The sequence below is a fragment of the Ruegeria sp. BG3 genome (assembly GCF_056538485.1).
The window spans coordinates 25,098-37,913 of sequence record NZ_JBQFTE010000005.1; the positions used below are offsets into that span (position 1 = coordinate 25,098).

The 12,816-nt window shown below is 57.9% G+C and carries 10 protein-coding genes; all 10 read right to left on the reverse strand.

What is annotated here, in order from left to right:
* Positions 1–9 precede the first annotated feature (9 nt).
* Positions 10–1,971, reverse strand: a complete 1,962-nt coding sequence (locus tag ACR0AI_RS09200) for a beta-galactosidase (RefSeq protein WP_480673771.1) — start codon at positions 1,969–1,971, stop codon at positions 10–12.
* A complete protein-coding gene (locus ACR0AI_RS09205; protein ID WP_480673769.1) occupies positions 1,968–3,614 on the reverse strand; it encodes an amino acid ABC transporter permease in 1,647 nt (548 codons plus the stop codon). The genes ACR0AI_RS09200 and ACR0AI_RS09205 overlap by 4 nt, the downstream gene beginning before the upstream one ends.
* 65 nt (positions 3,615–3,679) lie before the next feature.
* On the reverse strand, positions 3,680–4,429 hold the full coding sequence (locus ACR0AI_RS09210) for a basic amino acid ABC transporter substrate-binding protein (protein WP_419740815.1): 750 nt from the start codon (positions 4,427–4,429) through the stop codon (positions 3,680–3,682).
* A 27-nt stretch (positions 4,430–4,456) separates the two neighbouring features.
* Positions 4,457–5,497 (reverse strand): LacI family transcriptional regulator, encoded by a 1,041-nt coding sequence (locus ACR0AI_RS09215; protein WP_480673767.1) that lies wholly within the window; start codon positions 5,495–5,497, stop codon positions 4,457–4,459.
* Entirely contained in the window at positions 5,498–6,244 is a 747-nt protein-coding gene (locus ACR0AI_RS09220; protein ID WP_480673765.1) for a sugar phosphate isomerase/epimerase family protein, read from the reverse strand.
* A gap of 79 nt (positions 6,245–6,323) precedes the next feature.
* Positions 6,324–7,406, reverse strand: a complete 1,083-nt coding sequence (locus tag ACR0AI_RS09225) for an ABC transporter ATP-binding protein (protein WP_480673763.1) — start codon at positions 7,404–7,406, stop codon at positions 6,324–6,326.
* A 3-nt stretch (positions 7,407–7,409) separates the two neighbouring features.
* Positions 7,410–9,065, reverse strand: a complete 1,656-nt coding sequence (locus ACR0AI_RS09230) for an alpha-glucosidase (protein WP_480673761.1) — start codon at positions 9,063–9,065, stop codon at positions 7,410–7,412.
* 9 nt (positions 9,066–9,074) lie between these two features.
* Positions 9,075–10,223: a carbohydrate ABC transporter permease gene (locus ACR0AI_RS09235; protein WP_480673759.1), complete on the reverse strand. Its 1,149-nt coding sequence runs from the start codon at positions 10,221–10,223 to the stop codon at positions 9,075–9,077.
* 4 nt (positions 10,224–10,227) lie between these two features.
* On the reverse strand, positions 10,228–11,235 hold the full coding sequence (locus ACR0AI_RS09240; RefSeq protein ID WP_170377422.1) for a carbohydrate ABC transporter permease: 1,008 nt from the start codon (positions 11,233–11,235) through the stop codon (positions 10,228–10,230).
* Between the two features lie 55 nt (positions 11,236–11,290).
* Positions 11,291–12,649, reverse strand: coding sequence for an ABC transporter substrate-binding protein (locus ACR0AI_RS09245; protein WP_480673756.1), 1,359 nt, complete (start codon positions 12,647–12,649; stop codon positions 11,291–11,293).
* Positions 12,650–12,816 lie beyond the last annotated feature (167 nt).

Genomic DNA, 12,816 nt, shown 5'->3' on the forward strand with positions numbered 1-12,816 from the left:
CCGCCTCGGCTATTCCGCCCAGATCGCAAGGCTGTGGGCGGCGACCGGGTCTTCTCCGATAAGAAACACGCGCTTTGAGTTCACCGGCAGCGGTTGATCTTGATCGCCGAAATTGAAGGCAAAGCGTAGGTCCCCGCGTTGGGTCAGCCTCAAATCCTGATGCGTTTCCGTGACCTCTAGCCCAGCCCAATCCAACACGTCGTGCAAGATGCTTTGCAACAAAGTGCCGCTCGGGACCATCGCAAGATAGGTCGTCCTGTCCGAGCGAATGACCGCAGGGCTGCCATTCTGATATCGGCTATAGAAATGGCCGATAACTTCTTCACTTGTAACGACAATTTCGCGCCAACCCGTGAAGGGCAGCGGGTTTCGGTCGCGCAACTGCACGGCTTCGTCCGCAAGGTCGGGCAAGGACTCGACTCGCAAAACGCGAACACCTGTCAAATCACTCAACACCCCCGGCGCGAGGCTATCCGGGCTGTGCATGTCTGGCGTCTTGCTGCCCGACCGCGCCCCGATCAACAGTTTCGCTGACGTCGCCTGAAGTCTTGAGGCCAACTCTTCACTGACGATCATGCTCTGCGGCAGCACGATCAAGGCATAGCCATCGAGGTCGTCCTCCGGCCCGACAAAATCCAGATCGACGCCGAAACCGCGCAAACCCGCGTACCAGTCTCGTAGGATGTTCGCATTAGGAAATGCGTCGTCATGCGGCAGGATATCCGCCGCCCAGATCGACGTATAGTCGATCAGAATTGCAACTTGGGCCTTCTGCCTTTTGGCCGGCGGCAAAGCCGCGCGATCCTTCACCACCAGCGCCAGCTCAACCGCCGCTTGATCCGGACTGCCATCCGACCGTAAAAGCGCAGTGTGGAACTGCTCCTGAGCGAACTTGGCCTGCCGCCAGCGAAAGAACATCACCGCCTGCGCGCCATGGGCAAAGGCTGCCCAGGTCCATAGCCGGACCACGCCATCTGCCGGCGAAGGGTTCTTTTCCGCCCAGTCGACGGGACCGGGTTGCTGCTCTAGCACCCACATGCGCCCACGGCCTTGCGAGCGATAAAGATCGCAGTGAAACCCCTGATAGTCCGGTGCCCCGGTTCGCAAGTAGCGATGCTTGTCCTGATCAGACAGGGATGATCCCAGCAGATTGCCCAGAGGGTAGCTGTCGAAGCCGACGATATCCAAATCGGCGGCCACCGCGTGGTGATCAAACTCGAAACTGCCCGCCATGAAGTTATGCGTGATGTCCCTGCCCGGAGAATGTGCCCGAAGAATATCCACCTGAGCCTTGTTGAACAGTCGGACCCGGTCCGAGGAATAACGCGCAAAATCCAAAGATTGCGTGGGGTTGGCGGCCGCGACCAAGCCGTTTGGTAGCTCGATCTGGTCAAAACTTGAATACTGCGTGCCCCAGAAGACCGTGCCCCATCTCTGGTTCAACTCCTCAATCTCGCCATAGCGATCTTGCAGCCATCGGCGAAACCCATTGCGAGCCGCGTCGGAGTAGCTGAGAACGGTGTCGTGGTCATTGTATTCATTGTCGATCTGCCACGCGTGAACATGTGGGTTTTGCCCATAGCGCCGGGCATATTCGGTGGCGATCCGTTTGGCCTCCTCCAGATAGACATCGCTGGAGAAGCAATAGTGCCGTCGCGATCCAAAACCGCGCACACGACCGTCGGGGCCGACGGGCAAAATCTCTGGATACTCGTCGATCAGCCACTTTGGCGGCGAAGCCGTTGGCGTAGACATCATGACCCGCAGGCCGGCCTCACCCAAAATCCCGATGACCTCATCCAGCCAACCCCATTCGAAATGACCGCGCCGGGGCTCGATCAGGCCCCAGGTGAACTCGGCAATCCGCACCCAATCGAGGCCCATGTCGACCATACGCGCGGCATCGTCCTGCCATTGGGACGGGTCCCATTGTTCGGGGTAATAGCAAACCCCCAGTTCAAGTTTGCTCATCTGGTGTCCTTCGCGGTTCGCCGTTCGATCCATTTCAGGAAGCTGGCGCAGCCCAAAGTGATCACGACATAGAGAATCGCCGCCGTGTTGAAGGGCGCAAACGGCAGGAAGCTAGAGGCCTGGAACTCGCGCATGCGTTGGGTCATGTCGCGCACAGACAGGATCGACAGCAGCGAGGTGTCTTTGATCATCGCGATGAACTCATTGCCCAAGGGCGGTGTCACGATCCGCAGGGCCTGCGGCAGCACGATCAACCGCGCGGTCTGCCAGCGTGACAGGCCCAGCGAGCTGCCAGCCTCGAGCTGGCCTTTGGGTATGGCTTCGATGCCGGATCGGAAGATCTCGGCCATATAGGCGGAATACCCAACCGAAATGGCGATGATCCCGCGGGTCATGTTGGTCATATCAATCCCGCCACCGGTGGCATCCTTGACCGCGCCCGCCAGAGGAAGGCCGATATAGAGGATGATTACCAGCATCGGAATGCCTCGGATCGTGTCCACGAAAAACTCGGCCCCGACCGCAAGCGGATGCAGTTTGTGCTGGGACCCACCGACCGTTAGTGTCAGCAAAAGGAAACCGAAAACGGCAAAAGCCAGCCCCGGATTTCGAAACTTGTCCGGCAGAAAGCTGGTCTGCCAGATCACGGGATAGCCCTGCGAGTGGGCCTCAACCGGAACAAACGCGCCCGAGACGCTGTCGACGGTCTCAATCTGCTCAATCGCGGATGCGGCGTCCGGGGCGCTCCGGATTCGGATTTGCTGATCGCCGCCGCCTTCGAATTCGCCGAAGCGGATCACATCGGCCTGCGCCTGAGGGGTGCCGCGTACGATGGCAATACGGCCCTCAGTATTGCCGACAAGGACATAGCTGACCTTGGGCTGCATGAAGAAAAAGGTGGACACCGCAAGCAACGCCAGACTGATCGCGCCATAGACCATCGTCGTCCGGGCCTTTGGCTTGAATGACTGAAGCCCGACCCAGATCAGACCAAGGATCGCGGCGAAGATATAGGCAAAGATCGCCGCGCGGAACGTGATGGCGACGCCTGTTGCGAATTGCCAATGGGCCATGAACATCAGGTAGAACAGCGCGGCGCCCGTTAGAATTTCGAACCCAAGTTGCACGCGCCCGCGCATTGGTTTCGCCAAGAGGCCAGAGGTCAGGCACAGCGCGATGATCACAGCATAGACAGCCAGCAGAATCTGCAAGCCGCTCTGAACTTGTGCCACCACTTTAGGAAACAAAACCCACGTTTGGTTGGTGCGATCAATCAGGGTCGAGGTATTCTCGCTGAGCGCATGAAAAAAGACGGACTCGGCGAAGGGCATCAGGACATGCGGGGCGACAAAAGCCAGAATGGACAGGGCAACAGCCGCCGGAAACGCCGCCAAAGCGGAAATGCGAAGCCATGCGGGCGCTTGCGCTTCGAACCGGGTGTGCCGTGCGCAAAGATAGCCGAGGATCGCCGTCGCAAGGACCAGTAGGAACCCCACGAAAATCGGCCCAGCGTCGTTGCCGATCCCCAGAATGGCGACCAGAGATCGCAGGTATTTTGACGAGGTGGCAAACAGATAGATGATAAACGGCGCGGCTGCGAGCAACACGAGGTTGCTCGGGCGGATCGAGCTGAGGCGCGACATGGGGTTCTCCGCTAAGTCAAAGCCCCGGCGGCAGAAACCGCCGGGGCTGGAAGGGGTTCAAAGGATCAGTTGGTGCCCCAGTATTTGGCTTTCAGCTCATCCAAAGTGCCGTCTTGCTGAATTGCGGCCAGACCTTCGTTGATCGCATCGACGGTCGGATCACCTTCCTGAAACACGATGCCCAGAGGGTCGGATTGCAGGCCGGTAATGCCCACGGTTAACTCGCCCGCGAACTCCTGCTCATACGCGGTGGCCGAAGTTCCGTCGATGATCACGCCTTCGACGTCAGCGTTCTGCAACGCCAGAATGGCGGCAGAGAAGTTGTCATAGAGGCTGACATTCTCGCGCCCGACCAGCTCTTCCGCCAACTGCGCGTTGGTTGTTCCGGTTTGAGCGGCCAGTTTCAGACCTCCGGCCTTGAAGTCATCCAAGGTCGTGTCGCCCTTGTCGACTTGCAGCAGGATGGCCTGGCTGACCACGATATACGGTTCCGAGAAATCCATGGTCTCTTCCCGTTCCGGCGTGATCGACACGCCCGAGATGACCAGATCGAACTCACCTTGCTGAAGGGCTGCGAAGATGCCGTCCCACGCGGTGTTGACGAAATTCGGCACGCAGTTCACGCGTTCGCAAATGGCGTTCATCACGTCGACGTCAAAGCCCACGATCTCGCCCGTTGTCTCATCGACGGTCTCCATCGGCGGATAGGTTGCATCTGTTCCGATCTTCAGTACGCGTCCTTCCAAATCGGCGGCAAAAGCGGCCGGGACCGTCATCGTGGCAACGGCTGCAGCGGCAAGTAGATGTTTGAACATGTTCGGTTTCTCCTTTGTTGGGTCAGGTCAGATCGCCGAGTTCGGCGGAGGTGTGTCAGGTTGCCGCTCGATTAACGTGGCCCTGATCTTCTTTTGAATTTCGGACGGATCGACCCCGTCCAATGATTTTAACATGAACGCGCCCAGCAACCGGCTGGTCTCGTCAATCGGCACGTAATAGGCACTAGGTGCGGGCACGAAATACTTACTGAGTTGGAGGTCATCGGTCGAAATGACCACAACATCGCGCCCGACCCTGATGCCATCTTCGGCGGCGGCCGACAAAACGCCAAGCGTCATCGCCTCGTTGGCGCAGATGATACCGGTCGGGCGGTCTTTGCGCTGCATGAGGCTGCGAAAAGCCTCTTGGCCGCTTTGCGCCGTTGTGGGGCCGTTGTAGATCAGATCAGGCTGAACAGGCACACCCGCAGCCTGTAGCGCGTCGGCATAGCCAGTCTGACGCTGCCCGGCGTACACCAATTCGGCGGGTGGGTTGATAAGCGCAATCCGCCGATGACCCAAACGCAACAACCGATCTGTGGCGTCGTGCGCAGCGCTTTCGCTATCGAAATCGACATAGGGATGGGGTTCAGAACTGTCGCTCATGCCATAGGTCACAAAGGGGAAGTTCTGGCTTTGTAGGTAGGCGATACGCGGGTCGTTACGTCGGGTGCCAGAAAAGATCACCCCATCCGCCGAGCGTTCTTGAACAATCGTGCGCAGGGCGGCCATTGCGTCATCCTGGTCGGTCACGCTGCACACGCTCAGCTCATAGCGTGACCCCTGCAAAGCGGTTGAGATGCCAGCCACAATACGGGTGAACTCAACACCTTCCCACTCCTCGGTGGCGTCGGTGGAGACGCCCACCAGTACCGCGATCCGGTAGGATTTGTTCGTGCGAAGCTTCAGCCCGGCAAGGTTCACTTTGTAACCCTGCTCCAAGGCCACTTTCTGTATCTCTTCACGGGTTTCGCGTTTGACCGAGTCCTCTCCACGCAAAGCATTGGATACGGTCCCGACGGAGTAGCCTGTCTGCTTGGCGATAGACTTGATCGTTGCGCGGGCCATCTAGATACGACCTTTCAAAAGGTCGGTCAGAAAGCGCCTGCCTGTTGTCAGCGTCGCCGCCGGGCTCGGCGACTCGTCATGCTCAACGAACATATCCGAACAGGCGGTGCAATCCAGCGCGTCAAAAACCGCGCTCCAATCTAAGTCGCCCTGCCCCAGATCTCGCCACCTAGCGTCGCCCTTTTGGCTGGGATCCACATCCTTGGCGTGGACTGAGACCACACGGTCGGCGTATCGCCCAATTACCTCGACCGGGTCCAGGTTGGCCGCCCCCAGCCAACCGATATCGGGCTGCCAAAAGACGTTCCCCGTCTCCAGGATCATCTCTAACGGCGTCTGCGAAGGATACCCGAACAGATCGAAATCGTGGTTGTGATAGGCCAGTCTAACGCCCAAGCCTGACAGTTGCGCAGCCCATTGTGATAACTGGCCCGACACAGCCTTCCATCCCTCGGCAGTGTCGGGCCGCGCCGCTGGTGCCAGCCATGGCATGACGGCTACCGGGCATTCTAATCGTTCCAAAAGGTCCTGGATTTCGGGTAAACGCCCCTCGAACTCTTCCCAGTCGAAATGCGCCGAACGGACCCGCAAACCAGATTGCGCAACGATCCCGGCCATCTGAGGCGCTGTCAGGTCGTGCAACCCCGTCGTTTCGACATCTGCATAGCCACAGGCCGCCGCCAATTGCAGTTGATCGCCAAGATCACCACAATTCCGGACTGTGTATAGCTGCGCAGAGAACCGCATTTCCCACCATTGAAACGTTTCAATAATGGTTGAACAGGCTTGGATGAGTTGTCAAGCGGCTTGAAGCCGCCTTGCTAAATCACTTGCGCATAGACAGGCCGTTGTGGAACAGATGCACTTTTTCCGGTCGTGCTGTGACCGAAACCTGCTGCCCGCGAAGGTTCCGTTGAATACCGGGCAATTTGGCGATGACCTGATCCGCGCCATTGGACTTAGCAAAATAGAGCAGCGTCACCTCACCCAATGCTTCGGTGAAATCAACCTCACCGCTCAGGATCGGGTCGCTATCCGTCAAAGTGAAATCTTCGGGCCGGACGCCGATTCTTACCTGTTTGCCTTCGTCCTCGGGTCCGGTCGGGATCGCGGAAATCGCTGAACCTCCGCCCTCCAAGGCTATCGTCGTCATCTGCCCAGTGCCCGTGATTGTTCCGGGTAACAGGTTCATCGAAGGCGACCCGATGAACTGAGCCACGAACTCATTATCCGGAGTTTCATATAACTCAAGTGGGGTGCCAACCTGGGCAATGCCTTTGTTGGCCAGCACCACGATACGGCTGGCCAAAGTCATCGCTTCGACCTGATCGTGGGTCACATAGATCATGGTGCTGTCGGGCATCGCCTCTTTCAGGCGGGCAATCTCAATCCGCGTGGCGACGCGCAGCGCTGCGTCGAGGTTCGAGAGCGGCTCATCAAACAGATAGACCTTGGGGTCCCGAACAATCGCTCGCCCGATCGCGACGCGCTGGCGCTGACCGCCAGAAAGGGCTTTGGGTAGGCGATCAAGATATGGGTCCAATTGCAGAATTTGAGCCGCGCGCTCAACAGCAGCGTCAATCTCTGCGGCGGGTCGCTTGGCGATCTTAAGCGCAAAAGACATATTCTCGCGCACGGTCAAATGCGGGTAGAGGGCATAGGACTGGAACACCATCGCGATGCCGCGCTGCGCGGGCGGCACGTCATTCATGACCTGACCTTCGATCTCCAGCGTACCGCCGGTGATCTTCTCCAGCCCCGCAATCATCCGGAGCAGAGTGGATTTTCCGCATCCGGACGGGCCGACAAAGACGATCAACTCGCCCTGCTCGATATCCAGATCAATGTGTTTCAGGACATCAACTGGTCCATAGGATTTCGCCACATCTGTGAGTTTGAGTTCCGACATGACTTACCCCTTGTCCCTGCGCATCAGGCAGAATTCGGCAGGTTGCAGCGTGACGCGACCTTCACCCGTGACACTGCCAATGTCCTCACCAATTGCCTGCCAGCTGCCCGAGGGCAGATCGACCTGCCCCGCTTCGCGCCCCAGATTAAAAGCGCAAAACACCTCCTCGCTGGCGTTTTCGCGACGGAACATCAGGATCGGGCCAACTTGCACCATTTCTGATTGCGCTCCCGTAGCCAGCGCCGGATGTGCATGACGCAGAGCAATCGCGCGGCGATAGTGGTGCAGCATGGATTGGTCGTCCGCCTCCATACGATCAACCGCACGTTCGGACTGCGTATCACTAACAGGCAACCATGGCTCGCCGGTGCTAAAACCCGATTGTTCATCCTGAGTTGCCCAGACCATTGGCGTCCGGCATCCGTCACGGCCTTTGAACTCAGGCCAGAATTCAACGCCATAGGGGTCTTGCAAGCGTTCGAAGGGCACGTCGGCCTCAGGTAGGCCCAATTCCTCGCCCTGATACAAACAGGCCGAACCGCGCAGGCACATCATCAGAACCGCGTGTTGGCGCGTTGCTGCATCGCTGAGGTCCCAGCGAGAGGCATGGCGTTGAACATCATGGTTCGAGAACGCCCAGCAAGGCCAGGCATCTCCGGCCTTGGCCTGAAGCTGGTCAAACACCTGCTTCGCGTAAGCTGCTGTCAACGCGCGTTTTTCCAGAAACTCGAACGCATAGCACATGTGCATACGCGCATCACCCGAGGTGTATTCCCCCATGATCTCAAGTCCGCGCTGCGCGTCACCGACCTCACCCAGACAGGCGCGTCCTTCGTATTCGTTGGTCAGCGCTCTCAGTCGTTCCAGGAAGGCGATGTTTTCAGACTGACTTTTGGAATAGAGGTGGTTCTGGTGGTTGTACGGGTTCACTGCGGGCGCAATCGAGGCATTTCGCTCTTCAACCGGCAGCGCCGGGTTATCGCGTAACTGCTTGTCGTGGAAATAGAAGTTGATCGTGTCCAGACGAAAGCCATCGACCCCCATCTCGAGCCAGAACCGGGCCACGTCCAGCAGCGCGTCCTGAACCTGTTCACAGTGAAAATTCAGGTCCGGCTGCGATGTCAGGAAGTTGTGCAAGTAGTATTGCAGGCGGCGCGGGTCCCATTGCCAGGCCGACCCCCCAAAGATCGACAACCAGTTGTTCGGTGGCGTCCCATCGGGTTTGGGGTCGGCCCAGACGTACCAATCGGACTTCGGATTGTCTGTTGAGGCACGGCTTTCGGTGAACCACGGGTGTTGATCCGATGTATGTGACAGCACCAGATCAATCATCACTTTCAGACCCTTTGCGTGGGCCTGATCCAATAGTTCTTGGAAATCCTCAAGCGAGCCGAACATCGGATCGACATCACGATAATCGCTCACGTCATAGCCGAAATCCTTCATCGGCGACTTGAAGAAAGGCGAAATCCAGATCGCATCGACGCCGAGCGAGGCGATATAGTCGAGCCGTTGGGTGATCCCCTTCAGGTCACCAATCCCGTCGCCATTGCTGTCCTGAAAGCTGCGCGGATAGATCTGGTAGATCACGCCGCCCCGCCACCAGTCTGACGGCGCTCTGGTTGAGTTGGATAGGTCTACGGTGTTTTGCACGTTCATCAGACGCCTCTATTTGACGGATCCGGCCAGTAGGCCCCGGACCAGGTATTTTTGCATTGCGAAGAACACGACCAGTGGCACAAAGATCGATACGAAGGCCGCCGTCGCGAGGATTTCCCAGTTGCCGCCTCGTGTGCCCAAAAGCTCGACGATGCGGTTGGTCATAACGGTGGTCTGGCCGGTCGCATCGATCAGGAATACCTTGGCGACCAGAAGGTCGTTCCATGTCCACAGGAACTGGAAGATCGCAAAGGATGCGAGTGCCGGGAAGCTGAGCGGCAGGATCAGCTTAGTGAAGATCTGGAACTCGGTCGCGCCATCGACGCGAGCATTCTCTATCAGATCCCGTGGCAACCCGGCCATGTAGTTGCGCAGCAGGTAAATCGCCAGTGGCATACCAAAGCCTGTATGGGCCAGCCAGACGCCAAGATAGCCTTTACCAATCCCGATATTCAGGTGGAATTTCAACAGCGGGATCAGCGCCAATTGCAAGGGCACAACCAACAGTCCAACGACGGCCGCGATCAACAGAGCACGGCCCGGAAACTCCATCCACGCCAGCGCATAGGCTGCGAAGGCCGCAACGAGGATCGGGATGATTGTCGCAGGAATCGTCACCGTTAGCGTGTTGAAGAACGCTTTGGCCATACTGTCGGAACTGCTTTGATCCAGCAGGACTTTTCGATAGTTGTCCAACGTGAATTCCGGCGGCAATTCGGCCGTGACGAACACACGGACACCTCGGTTTCCGGTGAACTCCTCAGTGTTCTCCATCCTGTAGGCGCCGTCCGCATCAACGGTGATCGTGCCGCCTCGACGCAGTTCAGCGGTGTCGCCGGGAACAAAGGCGTCAACCTCACGGGCACTGATACCCCAGTTGGAGATCTTGACCTGTTCGTCGTCCCCGAAAAGCTGGCCTTCGATCACGTAGAGGCCGTTCTCCAGCACCTGTGTATCAGGTGCAGCGCTGCGCAGGGTCAGGTTTTGCTCGGAAGGGAAGATCGACCGCCACCAGCCACTGCCCGAGATCTGATCCGCAGTCCGGAATGACGAGATCAGCAGACCGAGGGTCGGGATCACCCAAAGCACCACCAGAAAAATGACCGAGGCATGGACGACCCAGCGTAGTGCCGGTTTGGTTCCTGCAATATCGCTCATGGCCTCACTCCATTTCCTTGCGCGCATTGCGCACGTTCCAGATCAGGATCGGAGTGACCAACAACATGATCACCATGGCCGAGGCCGACCCCACCCCCCAATCATTGGCGCGGAACAGCTTGTCGTACATGTAATTGGCCAGCACCTGCGTCTCCCATTGGCCATTGGTCATGGCAAAGACGATGTCGAAGACCTTGAGAACAGTGATTGTGATCGTCGTCCAAACCACCAGAATGGTTGTCTTGATCTGAGGCACTTTGATCTTGAAGAAGATCTGGAACGGGTTAGCCCCATCCAGAATGGCGGCCTCGACCGTTTCCTCAGGGATGCCGCGCAAGGCCGCCGACAGGATCACCATGGCAAATCCGGTTTGAATCCAGACCAGGACGATCATGAGGAAGAAACTGTTCCAGAACGGAACGGTCAGCCATGTCTGCGGTTCAGTCCCGCCGAAAAAGATATAGAGGGCGTTTAGAATGCCGATTTGATCCTGTTCCGCCGGCCGAGCGTCATAGACCAGTTTCCAGATCACCGAGGCCCCCACAAAGGAAATTGCCATCGGCATGAAGATCAGCGACTTGGCAAAATTGCCCCAGCGGATGCGATCGGTCAGCTGCGCTACGAGCAGACCAAAACCCGTTGACATCGCGGGCACCACGATCAGCCAGAACATGTTGTTGCGCATGGCTTCCCAGAATTTCGGCTCTGCCGCCATCTGGGTGTAATTGTCCAGACCAACCCATCTGTACCCGCCGCCAGGCACGCGCTCCGTGAGGGATAGGCGCAACGTCTCAACCACCGGATAGGCCAGATAGAGGCCAAGCGCCGCCAGCGCGGGAAACAAAAACAGCCATGGCCGGATCATGTTCGCGCGGTTGATGTTGCGCCCTGCGTTCGGCCCGCGCGGCGGGAACAGGACTTTGTCCAGGAATTGGTTCGAGAGATAGAAGTAGCCCACGCAACCCGACACACCGATGATGATGGTCAGCAGGCCCTGAAGTGCCGGTGTCATGATGCCCTCGTCGGTTTGGAAACGGGGCGGCCAAATAGCCGCCCCGAAGCGTCAGTTACTTCGCGGCATCCCATGACGACTGGATTTCGCCCGCAACAGTGGCCGCGTCCTTCGCGCCCGAGGAATAGTCGACCATTCCTGTCCAGAACGTGCCCGCACCGACTGCGCCCGGCATCAAGTCTGAGCCGTCAAAGCGGAACGTGGTGGCGTTGGTCAGAATCTCACCCTGACCGCGCTGTGTGTCATTGGCATAGTTTTCCGGGTTTGCCCCCAGATGCGGCGTCAGGAACCCGTCCTGAGACATCATGATCTCATGCGCGAATGGGGTCTTGAGGAACTCCATGAACACTTCAGTCGCAGGGCTTGGATTCGTGATGGTAAACAAGGTGCCCGCACCCAGAACCGGAGTGCCAAGATCTTTCTCGGCATAGGCTGGGAAATAGAAGAAATCGGCATCCACGCCCAGCTCTGTCCCTTCCGGGAAATAGGCCGGGATGAACGAGGCCTGACGGTGCATCATGCAGGCAGGCGGGCTGTCGAACAGGCCCTTGGGGCTGTCGCGGAAATCGATCGCAGCCGTGTCGTCTGCGTTCCCAACCACATAGTCGTCATTGCGGGTAAAGCTGCCATATTCCTCGATAGCGGCAATCACGCGCGGGTCGTCGAACTTCATCTCATTCGACACCCACTGGTCATAAACCTCGGGCGGTTGCGTACGCAGCATCAGGTCCTCAACCCAATCCGTAGCGGGCCAACCGGTCGCGCCACCGGATGCGAGGCCGACGCAGAGTGGCGTCTCACCGTCTTCGACCATCTGATCCATAAGCGCTTTGAACTCTTCCATCGTCTCAGGGACCTCATAGCCGAAGTCCTCGAAATTCTCGGGGATGTACCAGACCAGAGACTTGACGTTCACGTTGAAGAAGAAGCCGTAGAAATCCTTGGCTCCGTCTGCGTTTTCAAACGTTCCCAAATCGACCCAGGACTGACCGGCGGCGAAATTGTTCTTGATCCAGTCTGCCGATCCTTCGGCAAGCGGCGTCAGATAGCCGTTCTTGGCCATGTTCGCCGCAAGGCCAGGCTGCGGGAAAACCGTCAGGTTTGGCGCTGATCCAGCTGCAGCGTCGATCAAAATCTGCTGTTCCAGCGAGTCCGAGCCGACATAGCTGGAGTTTGCACCTGTTGCCTCATCGAAATAGGCGACCAGATTTTCGAAGGACTGTCCTTCGCCCGCAAGCCAAGGGCCGAAAATGGTCAGGTCCTGACCGCTTAGATCATGAGCGTCTGCAAAGGCCTGAAATCCGTCCCAGTCAAAGCCGCCCTCTCCAACGGGGTGGATCATTTGACCCTGTGCGTGAACAGCCCCGGCAGTCAGGGCAAACGTGGCCACACCTGCGTACAGCGTGTGTTTCATGAAATCTCCTCCCAATACTCTCCAGCGCCTTCGCTTCACGTTTTTCAAAGCGCTTTGAATGATTATTGTTATCCGCTAACATTTTTACTCTGTCAATGAGTCGTATTTTCGAATAAGTCAGAAAAACAGGCTTGTCTGTTATCACAACAGGTTGGCAGGCGCACAAA

Bases quoted from the DNA above. Each gene is read 5' to 3' on its own strand.
- ACR0AI_RS09200 (WP_480673771.1), bottom strand. From the start codon at position 1,971: ATGAGCAAACTTGAACTGGGGGTTTGCTATTACCCCGAACAATGGGAC.
- ACR0AI_RS09205 (WP_480673769.1), bottom strand. From the start codon at position 3,614: ATGTCGCGCCTCAGCTCGATCCGCCCGAGCAACCTCGTGTTGCTCGCA.
- ACR0AI_RS09210 (WP_419740815.1), bottom strand. From the start codon at position 4,429: ATGTTCAAACATCTACTTGCCGCTGCAGCCGTTGCCACGATGACGGTC.
- ACR0AI_RS09215 (WP_480673767.1), bottom strand. From the start codon at position 5,497: ATGGCCCGCGCAACGATCAAGTCTATCGCCAAGCAGACAGGCTACTCC.
- ACR0AI_RS09220 (WP_480673765.1), bottom strand. From the start codon at position 6,244: ATGCGGTTCTCTGCGCAGCTATACACAGTCCGGAATTGTGGTGATCTT.
- ACR0AI_RS09225 (WP_480673763.1), bottom strand. From the start codon at position 7,406: ATGTCGGAACTCAAACTCACAGATGTGGCGAAATCCTATGGACCAGTT.
- ACR0AI_RS09230 (WP_480673761.1), bottom strand. From the start codon at position 9,065: ATGAACGTGCAAAACACCGTAGACCTATCCAACTCAACCAGAGCGCCG.
- ACR0AI_RS09235 (WP_480673759.1), bottom strand. From the start codon at position 10,223: ATGAGCGATATTGCAGGAACCAAACCGGCACTACGCTGGGTCGTCCAT.
- ACR0AI_RS09240 (WP_170377422.1), bottom strand. From the start codon at position 11,235: ATGACACCGGCACTTCAGGGCCTGCTGACCATCATCATCGGTGTGTCG.
- ACR0AI_RS09245 (WP_480673756.1), bottom strand. From the start codon at position 12,649: ATGAAACACACGCTGTACGCAGGTGTGGCCACGTTTGCCCTGACTGCC.